Source organism: Candidatus Margulisiibacteriota bacterium (assembly GCA_018822365.1).
Taxonomy (GTDB): domain Bacteria; phylum Margulisbacteria; class WOR-1; order O2-12-FULL-45-9; family XYB2-FULL-48-7; genus XYB2-FULL-45-9.
This window is the reverse complement of sequence record JAHJKL010000015.1, coordinates 1-12717: the sequence shown is the minus strand read 5'-3', so window position 1 is coordinate 12717 and position 12717 is coordinate 1. Positions and strand designations below refer to the sequence as shown.

Annotated in this window: 15 protein-coding genes; 10 read left to right on the top strand and 5 right to left on the bottom strand. The window is 52.0% G+C overall.

Going from position 1 to position 12717, the window contains the following annotated elements:
* Both KKF06_01140 and KKF06_01135 read left to right on the top strand, forming a co-directional pair.
* On the top strand, positions 1-206 hold a 206-nt coding region (locus tag KKF06_01140), incomplete at its 5' end, for an acetylglutamate kinase (GenBank protein ID MBU1616370.1).
* Between the two features lie 51 nt (positions 207-257).
* Positions 258-539, top strand: a complete 282-nt coding sequence (locus tag KKF06_01135; protein ID MBU1616369.1) for a pyrimidine/purine nucleoside phosphorylase — start codon at positions 258-260, stop codon at positions 537-539.
* A 6-nt stretch (positions 540-545) separates the two neighbouring features.
* Here the strand turns inward: KKF06_01135 and KKF06_01130 are convergent, their stop codons facing one another.
* Complete coding sequence (locus tag KKF06_01130; GenBank protein ID MBU1616368.1) at positions 546-1952, bottom strand: hypothetical protein; 1407 nt, start codon at positions 1950-1952, stop codon at positions 546-548.
* Positions 1953-2396: 444 nt separating this feature from the next.
* On the opposite strand from KKF06_01130, the gene KKF06_01125 reads away from it, so the two are divergent.
* On the top strand, positions 2397-2555 hold the full coding sequence (locus KKF06_01125) for a hypothetical protein (protein MBU1616367.1): 159 nt from the start codon (positions 2397-2399) through the stop codon (positions 2553-2555).
* On the opposite strand, the gene KKF06_01120 is transcribed toward KKF06_01125, so the two are convergent.
* The 3 genes from KKF06_01120 to rsmH are packed head-to-tail and all read right to left on the bottom strand — an operon-like array spanning position 2545 to position 5131.
* Entirely contained in the window at positions 2545-3987 is a 1443-nt protein-coding gene (locus KKF06_01120) for a glutamate--tRNA ligase (protein ID MBU1616366.1), read from the bottom strand. The genes KKF06_01125 and KKF06_01120 overlap by 11 nt on opposite strands.
* Complete coding sequence (locus tag KKF06_01115; GenBank protein ID MBU1616365.1) at positions 3987-4268, bottom strand: septum formation initiator family protein; 282 nt, start codon at positions 4266-4268, stop codon at positions 3987-3989. The genes KKF06_01120 and KKF06_01115 overlap by 1 nt, the downstream gene beginning before the upstream one ends.
* Positions 4265-5131: a 16S rRNA (cytosine(1402)-N(4))-methyltransferase RsmH gene (gene rsmH / locus KKF06_01110; protein MBU1616364.1), complete on the bottom strand. Its 867-nt coding sequence runs from the start codon at positions 5129-5131 to the stop codon at positions 4265-4267. The genes KKF06_01115 and rsmH overlap by 4 nt, the downstream gene beginning before the upstream one ends.
* Before the next feature lie 16 nt (positions 5132-5147).
* Here rsmH and trpC point away from each other — a divergent pair, with 16 nt between their 5' ends.
* Genes trpC through KKF06_01095 form a run of 3 tightly spaced genes read left to right on the top strand, consistent with a single transcriptional unit; the run spans position 5148 to position 7233 of the window.
* On the top strand, positions 5148-5924 hold the full coding sequence (gene trpC, locus KKF06_01105; GenBank protein ID MBU1616363.1) for an indole-3-glycerol phosphate synthase TrpC: 777 nt from the start codon (positions 5148-5150) through the stop codon (positions 5922-5924).
* A complete protein-coding gene (locus KKF06_01100) occupies positions 5921-6892 on the top strand; it encodes an NHL repeat-containing protein (GenBank protein MBU1616362.1) in 972 nt (323 codons plus the stop codon). Before trpC ends, KKF06_01100 begins: the two co-directional genes overlap by 4 nt.
* Positions 6893-6900: 8 nt before the next feature.
* The gene (locus KKF06_01095) at positions 6901-7233 is read left to right on the top strand and encodes a histidine triad nucleotide-binding protein (protein MBU1616361.1); all 333 of its coding nucleotides are present in this window, start codon (positions 6901-6903) and stop codon (positions 7231-7233) included.
* On the opposite strand, the gene KKF06_01090 is transcribed toward KKF06_01095, so the two are convergent.
* Complete coding sequence (locus KKF06_01090; protein MBU1616360.1) at positions 7230-8132, bottom strand: hypothetical protein; 903 nt, start codon at positions 8130-8132, stop codon at positions 7230-7232. The genes KKF06_01095 and KKF06_01090 overlap by 4 nt on opposite strands.
* Positions 8133-8259: 127 nt before the next feature.
* On the opposite strand from KKF06_01090, the gene KKF06_01085 reads away from it, so the two are divergent.
* The 4 genes from KKF06_01085 to KKF06_01070 all read left to right on the top strand — a co-directional run bounded on the left by KKF06_01085 (position 8260) and on the right by KKF06_01070 (position 12690).
* Positions 8260-8544, top strand: a complete 285-nt coding sequence (locus tag KKF06_01085; protein ID MBU1616359.1) for a GatB/YqeY domain-containing protein — start codon at positions 8260-8262, stop codon at positions 8542-8544.
* Positions 8544-8765, top strand: a complete 222-nt coding sequence (locus tag KKF06_01080; GenBank protein MBU1616358.1) for a DUF167 domain-containing protein — start codon at positions 8544-8546, stop codon at positions 8763-8765. The genes KKF06_01085 and KKF06_01080 overlap by 1 nt, the downstream gene beginning before the upstream one ends.
* On the top strand, positions 8766-9578 hold the full coding sequence (locus KKF06_01075; protein ID MBU1616357.1) for a hypothetical protein: 813 nt from the start codon (positions 8766-8768) through the stop codon (positions 9576-9578).
* A gap of 118 nt (positions 9579-9696) precedes the next feature.
* Positions 9697-12690: a hypothetical protein gene (locus KKF06_01070; protein MBU1616356.1), complete on the top strand. Its 2994-nt coding sequence runs from the start codon at positions 9697-9699 to the stop codon at positions 12688-12690.
* Positions 12691-12717: the final 27 nt, after the last annotated feature.

The following is a 12717-nucleotide window of genomic DNA, read 5'->3' as shown; positions in this document are numbered from 1 at the left end:
TGATCTCCGAAGTCAATACATATCGGGCCGACAAGATGATCAAAGCCGGTTCACTCTCCGGCGGCATGATCCCCAAAGTTAAATCGTGCCTCTACGCGGTCCGTAAAGGGGTCCACACCGCTCACATTATAGATGGCCGGATTCGCCACGCCCTGCTCCTGGAGCTCTTTACCGACCACGGTATTGGAACGATGGTTAAAAAATAACTAACAACTAACGACTGACGACAAACAACTGATATTTAAAGGAGCAATAAGATGGTCAAAGTTAACGAATACTTCAATGGCAAAGTCAAGTCGCTGACCCTCAATAATAAGGCTGGAAAACAGTCTATCGGGGTGATGGAGCCGGGGGAATACGAGTTTGGGACTTCTTCCCACGAGCTTATGCATGTTGTCAGCGGGGCCCTTAACGTCATGCTCCCAGACAGCCAGCACTGGCAGGTGTTTGAAGCTGGGTCGCTATTTCAGATTCCTGCCAACTCCAAGTTTCAGGTCAGAGTGGCCGAAGAGGCTGCCTATCTTTGCGAATATTTGTAAGGCGATTTAGCCAAACGCCGGTTCAACGTGATCCTGACGGAGGCGATCGAAGAATCCTTTGTCATCTTCCTCAAACATGTAGTAGATCCGCTCTTTATTGAAGAGATCGAGCAGTTGGGCGGCCGGGCCAAGACTATGTTTCCAGGCGTTTTTCGACATGCTGATGTGCGGGTCGTCTGGTTGTTTAAGCAGGTCGAGATACCAATGCCTGATCGGTGTCCCGGGGTAGGGAGCGAGGGCGTGAAACCTGATCCCGGTCTCAACAAAGGTGGTTTTGGCCCGCTCCACTTTTTCCATTTCACCAATCATTCTGAGGAGTGACCCCTTACTTTCGAACGGGGTCATGATGTAGGCGACGGTTACTTTGAACGGTTGGCCTCGCCAGAGCGGTCTGGTACCTAAACCTTCGATCAGCCCGAAAATAGCTTTTCCCTCTTCGTTGAGCGTGTTTTGATTTTTGGCCTCTCCTTTATAATTGACGCCGATCTTGGCCGCGACCTCCTCGTCTACGGTATCACGGCCCAGAAAGAAAGAGATGAAGCCGTGTTTGACCAGACGGGCGAGCAGGTCCAGCGCCCCGGGAGTGGTCAGCGTTGCCGGGTCGAGATAACAGAGCTTCCTGACGTTCGGGTGAGTTTCGTCGAATTGGTCGAAAAGATCGAGCAGGGGGAAGCGGTTGACCCGCCGGAAAGGGTTGGAGTCGATAAAATGAAGCTGGGCTGGTTTGGTTTGATCGTAACATTGATAAATATGCTTAAGGGTCCGCTTGACCATTTCCTGGGAAAAGCCGAGTCCTCCCCGGTTGACGCAGCAAAAGCCGCAAGCGTTGTTGCAGGCATTGTCGAGCATGATCGCGGCGTAATTATCCTCCTGGATTAAGATATAAGGGACGAGGTCCTGCTCCGGATCAAGTATCGGTTGGCGCCCCCGTCCGTGGCCGACCACCTGACCGTCTTTTAAATAGTAGAGGCCGGGGAGCTTGGTTGCCGCCTGATCCCCCGCGTGCCTGGCGACCATTTCGACGAATGGGGCGGCATAACCGGAAACAACCACGTCGGCCAGGTGTTCGGTCAGGGCAACGGTAATGGCGTCAGGGACCAGCTGGCCGCCGGCGGTGCGCAGCTGTTCGCGCTCAAAAGCCGGTCCACCGGCCACGATTTTAGCTCCGGGATAATCGCAACGGAGAGCAAAACTCTGGGAAACAAAGTCCGGCCAGTAATCGTTCCCCACCTGCAGGCCGAAGATGGTTTGCCGGTCGTCGTGCATAAAAGCCTTGATCTCGTTTTCCAGGCTAACTTTGGGGTGGCGGCCGGGGAGCCGGGTATTATTAAAACCCTGCCGGCGAAGCGCGGCATCGATCGTTCGCAAACCAAGGGAGTGGATGGCGCGGGACCTGTCACTTGTAAGCAACACTACTCGCAAATCATTCATGTTTTTATGTCGATAGTTAAAAACAGGAATTTCAATAATAAGTGAGATCTATTTGGTTAATTTTCGAAATACCGGCATTGGTAAAGCTGAGTTTTCGACCGTTGCTTCACATCCCGTCTTGCGCGGCTGGACTTTGCCAGTTAGTCGGAGGGTTCCGCCAACGGCTAGAGAGCGCCTGTGGCAAATAATGACCATCGAAGAGGCCCAGGACTATTTTGCCCAAACCGGCTTGCATATTTTTCGCCAGGACAGGCGGACAAGCGAGGCCGGGCAACTGCATGCCGCTCCTTTTGCCTGCCTGACCGACTACCCGTTAGTCGCCGATGGCTCGGCCGCCGGCGGCTTCCGCTTCTTTTTCAGCTCCTATCCGCACAGGCTGCTCCAGACCATAAAGGGGTACTTACTGTCTGGCAGGCGTTTAATGAGTTGCTTTCATCTGACGCGTCGAGCGAAGAACTGGTCGCCTTGAGCGGAAAGATCCAGGAGAGCAAATTCGATTCTGTTGAAGGGATAAAAATCGGCCATTCGATCCTGGAAGATATCAGGTTGCCGGAAAAACCGACTTACCTTGCTTTTATGCGTTAAGCTGGGAGAGCGCTTTCTCAAGCCTGGCTATAACCTTTTCTTTTCCCAGCAATTCCACGACATCATACATTGGCGGAGTTTCCGAACGTCCGGAGAGGGCGAGGCGGCAGGGGTGGATGACGACGCCGAGCTTGACGTTCGTTTCAGCAGCTATTCCTTTAAAAACAGTTTCGATATCGGCTTTGGCGAACGGCTCAAGCGCGCCAAGTTTTTCTTTCAGCGCGGTCAGGATCGGCCTGGCCTGATCTGTTTTGAAATGTTTTGCGACCGCTTTCGGATCATACTCAAAGTCATCTTTGAAAAAATAAGCCGAAAGCGCCACAATATCAGGAATAAGAACCAACCGGTCGTGAAAAAGCTGGACGACTTTTTGCAGATAACCGAGGTCATGATTGCCGTATGCATTGATTAGCAGAGATTCACAGAGGTCAAACAGCCGCTCTGGCAGAATCTTGCGGATATACTGGCCGTTGAGCCAGTTGAGCTTGTCCATATCAAAGACCGCCGGATTTTTTCCTACTCCTTCGAGCGAGAATTTCTCAATCAGTTCCTGTCGGCTGAATATCTCATCGTCGCCGTGTCCCCAGCCGAGCCGGGCGATGTAGTTGATCATTGCTTCCGGCAGATAGCCGATCTTGTCATATTCAATAACCGAGGTCGCGCCGTGCCGCTTGGAAAGCCGGGCTTTGTCTTTCCCCAGGATCATCGGAATATGGGCGAACTGCGGCAGGGACCAGCCAAAAGCTTGATAGATAAGGATCTGCCGCGGGGTGTTGGAGAGATGGTCATCACCGCGGATAACATGGGTAATCTCCATTAGGTGATCGTCGATCACGCAGGCGAAGTTGTATGTCGGGAAACCGTCCGATTTTAGGATGACAAAATCGTCGAGGACCTCATTCTGGAAAGTGACCGGGCCGCGGATCAGGTCGTTGACAACGGTATTGCCGACCGGAGGCAGAAGAAAGCGGACGATCTTCGGGCAGCCGCTGGCCAGTTTCTCTTTGATCTCCGCCTCGGAGCGTTTCCGGCAGGAGCCGTCGTAGCGAGGGGCCTCTTTGCGTGCTTCTGATTCTTTCCGTTTTTGGGCAAGCTCTTCGGCGGTGCAGAAACAATAGTAAGCTTTCCCTTCGTCGATCAGTTTTTGGACATGCTGGCGGTGGGGCTCGACCCGTTCGGTCTGGAAATAGGGGCCGAACGAACCGCCGACCTTGGGCCCTTCGTCCCAGTCGAGGCCAAGCCATTCCAGGCCGTCAAAGATCGCCTTGTTCGATTCCAGGGTCGAACGTTCCCGGTCGGTATCCTCGATCCGGAGGATGAATTTACCTTTCAGATGCCGGGCAAATAGCCAGTTGAACAGGGCGGTCCGGGCTCCACCTATGTGGAGCGCGCCGGTTGGTGAAGGGGCAAAACGTACTCTAACCATATTAATTAGTATATCACGTCGGCTTCTTTAGTTGGAACAACGTAGATGACCTCATCCGGATAGTACATCCCCAGCCGGCTTTTAGCGATCTGGTCGATCGAGTCCAGATTCTCGATGATGGCGATCCTGGTCCCCAGTTCCCGGTTACGGCTGATCAGCTCCTGCCATTTGATCCTCAAGTCAGTCAACTGGTACTTGAGCCTGATGTTAATTGCGTTAAAAAACAGGTGGATGCCGGACAGGAGAAGAAAAAACATGATCACCGCTAAGATTTGCCGGAATTTCATAGTTTGACCGCCGCCCGAAGCTTGGCGCTGCGGGCGCGCGGGTTAGCCTCCACTTCCAGGTCGCTGGCCAGGACCGGTTTTTTGGTCAGGACTTTCAGTATATCATGCTGTTCCCTGATAAAATGTTTGACGATCCGGTCTTCCAGCGAATGATAAGAAAGGACAACCAATCGACCGCCCGGCTTGAGGCGCGCGGCGGCCGCCTCCAGCGCTGTTTTGAGCTTCTCCAGCTCGCTGTTGACGGCGATCCGCAGCGCCTGAAAGATCCTGGTGACCGACTCCCGTTTTTTCCAGGAAGGGATCGCCTGTTCGACGATCTCTTTGAGCCGGAAGGTCGTTTCGATAGGCGCTTTTTCCCTTTCGTCGGCGATCCGATTGGCGACCCGGCGGGAAAAACGCTCCTCGCCATAGTCAAAGAATATTCTGGTCAGCTCTTCCGGTTCATAATTGTTGACGATCTCTTTGGCCGAGAGAGGCTCTCGCCGGTCCATCCGCATATCGAGCGGCCCGTCGTGCTGGAGGCTAAAGCCGCGGTCCGGCCGGTCGATCTGGGGGGATGAGACCCCAAGGTCAAAAAGGATCCCGTCGACCGGTTCGGTGAGGTGCCGGCCCAAATTGGCAAAATTGTCATGGATAATGGTGATCCCGGAAAAGGGGGCGAGCCGCGCTTTGGCGGCGGAGATAGCGCTGTCGTCCTGGTCAAAAGCGTACACTTTGACCTTTGAGTTTTGGTTTTTAACTCTTTCCACATGCCCGCCTCCCCCCAGGGTGCAGTCGATGAAAATCCCGTCCGACGGGAGGTTGAGATGGTCCAGTACTTCTGCGGCCATTACCGGCGTGTGTTGATATGCCCCCTCTATCATGATAACATTATACACCATGAATTTAGACGACATAGTATTTAACAAGCGCCAGGAAGTGACCGCCCTCAAGCTAACTTTTGACCTAGACCAAGCCCAAAAAGCGATCGCCAAGCTCCCCAAACCCCACGATCTTAAAAAAGCCCTGACCAAGAAAAAACTGGCCCTGATCGCCGAAGTAAAAAAAGCCTCCCCTTCGGCCGGCTTGATCTGCAAGGAGTTTAGCCCGGTTGCCATCGCCCTGGAATACCAGGAGGCTGGCGCTGCGGCGATCTCGGTCCTGACCGACGAGAAGTATTTTCAGGGTAAATTGGATGACCTGAGAAAGATAAGGAAAAAAGTATCCTTGCCCCTGTTGCGCAAGGATTTTATTGTTGACGAGGCCCAGATCTACGAATCCCGGCTGGCCGGTGCCGATGCCATTCTCCTGATCGTCAGGATCCTGACCAACGAGGAATTGAAAAAATTCCTGGCGCTGGCCGCGAAGTTGAAAATGTCAGCGCTGGTCGAGGTCCATGATCTGGCCGAAACGATGCGGGCCCTGGAGGCCGGGGCGGAGATCATTGGGATCAACAATCGGGACCTGGACGCTCTGACCATTAACCTGCAGAATTCTTTTTATATCATCAAGTCCCTTCCCCAGCTGAAAAAGCTGGTGATCGTTTCCGAGAGCGGCATCCAGAGCGGAGACGAAACAGCCAGGCTCAGTGCCGTAGGGGTCAATGCGGTCCTGGTCGGTGAAAGCCTACTGACCAGTAAAGATATCAAAGCCAAAGCCAGAGAGCTGATCGGATGAATCGCTGGTGGGCCGCAATTTGCCTGTTAACCTTGATCGCGACCATGGGGCTGGCGATGGGGGAGGTCCCCGACGATGAAGAGATCATCGTTCCAAAGATCGAGCTTTCCAGGGAATTTGGCTTTCCCGGTTCGGCCGACCGGCAATTCTATTTTCCGCAGGACGTTAAGATCCCTCTTGCGGGTAATTTGGAAACCGGCCTGTTCAGTATTTTTGTTGCCGACACCGGCAATAACCGGGTCCAACGGTTGGACGATGACGGCAGTTTCATGTACCAGTTCGGTTCTTTTGGTTTGGATAATGGGAGCTTTAACGCGCCGGTCAGTCTGGCGATCGATTTCAATTACCGGATCTATGTTTGTGAGCGGGAGAATAATCGGGTCCAGCTTTTTGACATTCGGGGGAACTTTATCCGGGAAGTAGCGACTGGAGAAGTCGGCTTCCGCAGCTTGCAGTATCCGGCCGGGATCGACGTTGACCAGTGGGGGGGACTATATGTCGCGGATTCCGGTAATGATCGGGTCTTGAAATACGACGAACAGGGGCGGAATGCCGGCCAGATCGGCGGCTTTGGCGTTGGCCTCGGTTTTTTCAGTAAGCCAATGGACGTAGCGGTCGACAAAGAGAGGTATCTGTACGTGGCCGACTGCAATAACCATCGGATCCAGAAGTTTGACTTTGACGGCCGCCCGCTCCTGGCTTTTGGCCAGATGGGGCGGGGGCCGGGAGAACTGTTTAATCCGCAGGGAGTCGCTGTAGACGACAAAATAGTTTATGTCTCCGACACCGGGAACAACCGGATCGTTCTCTTCAGCAAGACCGGCAAGTTTCTGGCCGCCTTTGGGGAAAAGGGTTTTGGGCGGGGTGAGTTCAATAATCCAGCCGGGCTGGCCATTGGCCGCAAGGGACTGATATATGTAGCCGACAGCGGCAACCACCGGATCGTTGAGCTAAAAGCAACTTATTAGGAGCAGCTATGTGCCTCTTCTGTAAAATTATTGACAAAGAGATACCCGCCGGCATTGTTTATGAGGATGAAAAGATAATTGCTTTCAACGACATTGCGCCTCAAGCCCCTGTCCACATCTTGCTGGTGACCAAAGAGCATGCCAGGTTTGTTGAGGAGTTGGCTGATCAGGCTGTTGTCGCTCATATTTATAAGATCGCGGAAGGCCTTGCTAAGGAAAAAAATATTGCCAGTTCCGGTTATAGGATGGTCGTTAACCATGGCCGCGCCGCCGGGCAGGCGGTTGATCACGTTCATTTCCACCTGCTAGGAGGACGAGCCCTCTTCTGGCCTCCGGGCTAGAAAAGATAAGCGGCTGTCAAACAAATTCCGGTCACGGTTGAATAGCCTACTTTGATCCGCCAGTTGCCGATTGTTTCTCCGCCGTAAAGTCCCACCCCGATCATGCTTCCTTCCGCCGCGCCCTGAAGCCCGGGAATGTTGATGACTTTTTGAGAATAGTTTGCCATGACGAGCGAGGTTTCAATAAAGGTATCTGCCCCGGTATTAAAGAGGGTTCCCAACCCAACGGTGGTCAATGAGTAGCCGCTCCCGAAACCAAAACCAATATTGACCATCAGGTCAAAATCGGAGCTGGGCAGGAGGAGGTACTCGCCGCCAAGATACAGGGTGGAGGCGACCAGTCCAACCTGGGGGAGGATAATTTTTTTCTTGACTGGCTCTGGCGTTTGCGTAGCGTTAAAGCCGGTGGGGGGGGGAACCTCAAGGATCTTTGCTTCCGTTGTTGACAATGTTTCCCTGGTCGCCGAGTAAGTGTTGATATACTCGGGGAGGGCCGGCGGCGTTGGCGGCGGCGGTGGGTTTTGGAGATTTTTCAGCCGGGCTTTGTACTGGAGCATTTTGTCGGCGATCTGTTTTTTTTGCTGGGCGCTTTTTGCCTTGCTGTATGCTTTATTCAGCCTGGCCAGTTCTTTTTTGATCGCCGCGACCTGGGCGTCAGTCGATTGCGGTTTGACTTGAGCGCTGGCGGCTGAGGGGGCAGATCTTAGCTCGGCTTTGTACAGGAGCATTTTGTCGGCGATCTGTTTTTTTTGCTGGGCGCTTTTTGCCTTGCTGTATGCTTTATTCAGCCTGGCCAGTTCTTTTTTGATCGCCGCTGCCCGAGTGTCGGAAACGGCAAAAACAGGCAGGGTTAACGCGCCAATCACAAAAAATATTACCAAACAGGTAAAATATTTCATAGGTTTTCCTCCTAAAAAATAGACCAAAAATCTTATGTTCAGTATAAATTATCTCGTTTGAATGTCAAGCGAGAGAGATATTCGATCGGGGTATGGTAAAATAGAACAAAAATGGAGGGATTTAGCTATGGTATTTGGAAATTTAGGGAAAATGGCGGAAATGGTCAAACAAGCGAACGAGATCAAAAAAGAGATGCAGAGGGCGCGTTATGATGGGGAGTCCGGAGGGGTAAAAATCGTGGTTAACGGCGAAATGGAGCTTCTTGAGATCAGGATCCCGCCGGAGCTGGCGCATAATAAGATCGAACAGGCGGTAAAAGAAGCGGTCAACAAGACCATGCACACTGCCAAGCAGGACATGGCCAAGAGAATGTCCAAGATGACCGGCGGCCTCTCACTGCCGGGGATGTAATGCGGCTGACCGTTCGGGTCGTTCCTAATGCCAAAAAGGAGCGGTTGCTCGAAGAAGATGGTCGGATAAAGGTCTATCTCCTGGCGCCGCCGGTTGAAGGAGCGGCTAATGAAGCGCTGGTCAATTTTCTCGCAGAGCATTATCAGATAAAAAAAAGCGCTGTCCGGATAATCAGTGGAGCTAAGAGCCGGACCAAGATCGTCGAAATTAAAGGAGTTTGAATGCGCGCTCTTTTGCTCTTGTTTTTTTTGCTGTTTGTTGAAGCGGCTTTTGCCAGTCCCCGCTTTTTTAGCGAGTTTGACCTTGGACCGAGCTTTGTGAATTATCGGGAACAGGTCCTGAACTATCCCGATCCATCAACTGGAACTATTGGCCGGATCGATTCGGTTGCCGACACTTTGACTTATGCCTTGCGTGGTCGACTGGAAATGTACTGGGATCAGACTTTTCTTGGCTTAGGCTCAAATTTGCCGGTTTTTGCCGCGGCCGCCAGGGAGAGCTGGCGTTTTAATGACAGCCTTACGCAGACTAATGATCTTTCATACGCGATCACCAGCGTGGAGTTTTACGGCGGGTATTCCTTTGCCCGATATTTGGAGCTCCTTTCCGGGTTTTCGCTTTCCAAAGCCGAACAGATCAGAAATAATTTTGTTGTTAACGGTGTCAGGCAAAGCCTTGACCGGTCGATCGAAACGATTGTTTCTAAAAATGTCTTTGTCGAAGCGAGGGGTAAGCAAGGGGCCCAGCCATTTTGGTTCGGTTATCAAGTCGGGCTGGTTTATCCGGTCAATGTTTTATCAAGCAATACCCTTCTTCCCGATTTTAATTTCTCTTCTCCAGGTATTTCATATTATGGCCGGGGATCTTTTTTCTGCCTGCTGACTACCGACTCGATCATTGAAGCAAGTTTAGGCTACCGTTGGCTGCATTATGATGGTTCCCCATGGATCACTATAGGCAGCTCGACCGCAAAATGGCCAACCAATAACACCTCTGAAATATCCTTGACCCTGGGTTGGCGCTATTCATATTAATTGGCAATAGATTTGCTTTCTTACATAGACAGCGGTAGCTCCATTTATTGACGAAAAATCGACAATATATTGTGAAATATTGACGAGTAATAGTCGATATTGGAGTAACACTGTTTTTATGAGAAAAACAATTATCATAATTTGTTGGGCCATTTGTGCGATCAGCGCGGCCTCCGCGTTAGTTGCGTTGGAAGATGCCATATATGCCAAAAACTATTACTTAAGTATTTATCCGAGCTATCCTCCAGTTGTGGGAGAGAAGATCACCCTCCGTTTGCGGAGCTTTAAGGCGGCCCAGAAAGTCACTCTTTATTCAGATCGGTTCCGTGAAATTCCCATGAGCTATCGGGATGGTTATTGGTGGGGAAAGTTTCAAATTCCCGACGATTATCAGGTTGGGTGGCACTTTTTCTTTGTTTGGATAAAGCAGGTGGGAAATAAGCCTAACCTTTATTATTGGGAGAACTCAAAGGTTTGGTACCGGCTGAATGAGCCGCCTGCCAGGTTGTTGCTTAAAAAGGAGAATAGTTTGGTCGCTGAAGAAGGAGAACCATTTGTAGTTCTTCCTGTAATGAACCAAGAGAGCTCTCATGGCCTTGCCAGAGGTGATATGCTCCCTTTGGTCATTAAAGGGACGAAGAGCTTGAGTTTTACTTCGAGAAGCCTGGAGGGGAGCAGAGAAGGCTATGCGCCTGGTTTATCGCGGGAGGAATCGCTCCGTTTAAGCATCGCCTGCCAGGCCGGGGAGACTCAAATTGACGCCAACTTGATCAGTACCAGTATTGCCGGAACGGCCCAAAACAGCCAGCGCGACGATCGGGTTTCGGTCCTGATCAAGCGGGCAAGCACCGAAGCCTATTTTGGGGATTTTACCGCCGACCTGAACGAGACCGAATTTGCCCGGCTCAATAAAGTTCTTTCCGGTGTTCAGCTCAAGGGTGAATACGGCCGCTTGGGGCTGACCGCTCTTTATTCTTCTCCCAAGGGGGTGGCGCGGGCCAGCCGGTTTTACGGGGATGGGACCCAGGGACCATACCGCCTGGGCGCGACCCAAAAAGTGGTCATAAATTCGGAGCGGGTTTATTTAAATGGCGAACGCCAGCGCCGCGGAGACGATTACTCGATCGATTATGATGCCGGAGTTATAACTTTCAAACGCCGGACCATTTTAACGACGTCGGTTGTCGAGGTTGATTTTGACGATTCCGAAGCGCAGTATCAACACGTTACTTACGCGGTCCGGCCAACGGTCAAATTTGGCGAGAATGCTAAACTGGGCGGAACATATATTAACGATTCCGATGCTTCAGCGGGGATCAGTTCCCTGGCCACAGCAGAGAGCCTGCCGCGCAGTCACTCTGTTTTCGGCCTTGATGGCTCGTTATTGACAGATTCCGGCGCTTTCAGCGGGGAGCTGGCGTACTCCGACCAGAACCCTGATCTTTTTTCCAATTCTTTGCCCCGCCTTGGCGGCGGAGCGTATAAATTCAATTTAAGCCAGCAGTTGGGGACGATCGGTTTGACCGGCGCGGTTAAACGGATCGATCCTGATTTTTCGGCGATCGCCGATCCGGCGCCTCAACAGGACCTGTTGCAATACGGCGGAGGGATAAGCTACCGGCCAAACTCTTTGTTTACTGCAAGAACCAAAGTCGACTTCAACCGATACGATAAAGAAGGGATCGTTTATAAGACCGAGCTCCAGAGCGCGGCTGCCGGCCTGACCCCGGAAAATCTGCCGTCGCTGGAATACGAATATTCACAAACCAAAGATAGCAACGACCCGGTATCCGGTGCCGCTCTCGAAAGGGTGATCACCCGTAAAGCTGGTGAGAGCAATGCCCGCTTTGGCTTCTTGTCGGCCAGCCTGAAAGCGGCTCGCGAAGAGTGGGTCGACCATGCCCCATCAATGGAAACGACAAATTACAACCGGGCGAACTTTGGCTTGGCCAGCCAGGGGAATGACCTCTTTTCTATTGCTTCCAACTTTGAACTTGAAGACCGGGAAGAGCCTGACGGGAGCCGTCCGGACAAAAAACATTACAACGTTAATTTGGCGGCCACGCCGGGGAAGGGCTTTTTTTCTTCTGTCGCGTTTGACCACATCGACGACAGCGCTCTGGGGGTAACCGATGTTGCCGACCTGGCTTACCGGGCCGCTCCGGCCGATGCCGTCAGGACCGAAGGGAAGTATTCGATCTCTTCGTTGACCGAGGATTATACCTCGACCGAAGCGGTTTCCAAGCAAACCGGTTCTTTTTCTCTTGACCTGCGCCCAAGCCGGCTGATCCGACTGAAATACCTTTTTAAGCCAAACTTTACGAAACTGTCTCGGCTTGACCGGATCACTTATTTTAACGAACAATCACAGGCTGAGGTCAACCTTATCCCCAACGATCTTGCTCTGATCAGCTGTTTGCAAAAATACCGCCATGCCTATTCGATCGCCAAACAGGATGCTCCAAATTACTTGGTCAAAGATAATAGCTCAGATACGGTTTCTACATTATATAGCTTGAAACTTGCCCCTCTTCCCTTTGTCTCGACGGAATTTAATTGTCAGATTGAAAACGGGGTGTCCGCGACGCTGACCAGCCTGGAAGCCAGGGTGTATCAGCCGGGCGAAAGCTTTTCCCGTCAGATCGAGCTGCTGGTCCGGACATCGGTCTCGGAGCGGCTTTCTTTTGACAGCCGACTGGCTTACCAGCGGCTGACCCAGGGGGAAGGGGGGAAGAGCGATAATGTAGTTGACGGGGTGAGCCACAGCGTTTTTTTGAAGGGGCTCTACAGCGCCACCCAGGCTTGGAGCTTTTCACTGGCCGTGGCTTACAGTAAGAATACCAATAATCTTTCCCCGACGCCGGTTTCCTACACTTTCGCGCCAGGTTTCGGGGCGATCTATCGGTGGTCCGACCGGTTGCGGCTCGACTTTGATTATTTGCATTCAAGATCAAGCCAGGGGGTCGAGACCGAAAAAAATACTTATTCGTTCAAAGGCCGGTATTCGATCAGCGACTATGTTAATGCGACTATCCGCTGGGAGAGGGAGATCAGCCTGAACCCGGACTATAAGACAACCGATATTTCCGGCAATGTAGAGATCATTCTTTAATGGATTTTGGGCAGTCCGGGGACATGG

What these genes read in the sequence shown, in the direction of transcription:
- KKF06_01135 (MBU1616369.1), top strand. Translation starts at nt 258, where the DNA reads ATGGTCAAAGTTAACGAATACTTCAATGGCAAAGTCAAGTCGCTGACC.
- KKF06_01115 (MBU1616365.1), bottom strand. Translation starts at nt 4,268, where the DNA reads ATGAAATTCCGGCAAATCTTAGCGGTGATCATGTTTTTTCTTCTCCTG.
- rsmH (MBU1616364.1), bottom strand. Translation starts at nt 5,131, where the DNA reads ATGATAGAGGGGGCATATCAACACACGCCGGTAATGGCCGCAGAAGTA.
- trpC (MBU1616363.1), top strand. Translation starts at nt 5,148, where the DNA reads ATGAATTTAGACGACATAGTATTTAACAAGCGCCAGGAAGTGACCGCC.
- KKF06_01100 (MBU1616362.1), top strand. Translation starts at nt 5,921, where the DNA reads ATGAATCGCTGGTGGGCCGCAATTTGCCTGTTAACCTTGATCGCGACC.
- KKF06_01095 (MBU1616361.1), top strand. Translation starts at nt 6,901, where the DNA reads ATGTGCCTCTTCTGTAAAATTATTGACAAAGAGATACCCGCCGGCATT.
- KKF06_01090 (MBU1616360.1), bottom strand. Translation starts at nt 8,132, where the DNA reads ATGAAATATTTTACCTGTTTGGTAATATTTTTTGTGATTGGCGCGTTA.
- KKF06_01085 (MBU1616359.1), top strand. Translation starts at nt 8,260, where the DNA reads ATGGTATTTGGAAATTTAGGGAAAATGGCGGAAATGGTCAAACAAGCG.
- KKF06_01080 (MBU1616358.1), top strand. Translation starts at nt 8,544, where the DNA reads ATGCGGCTGACCGTTCGGGTCGTTCCTAATGCCAAAAAGGAGCGGTTG.
- KKF06_01075 (MBU1616357.1), top strand. Translation starts at nt 8,766, where the DNA reads ATGCGCGCTCTTTTGCTCTTGTTTTTTTTGCTGTTTGTTGAAGCGGCT.
- KKF06_01070 (MBU1616356.1), top strand. Translation starts at nt 9,697, where the DNA reads ATGAGAAAAACAATTATCATAATTTGTTGGGCCATTTGTGCGATCAGC.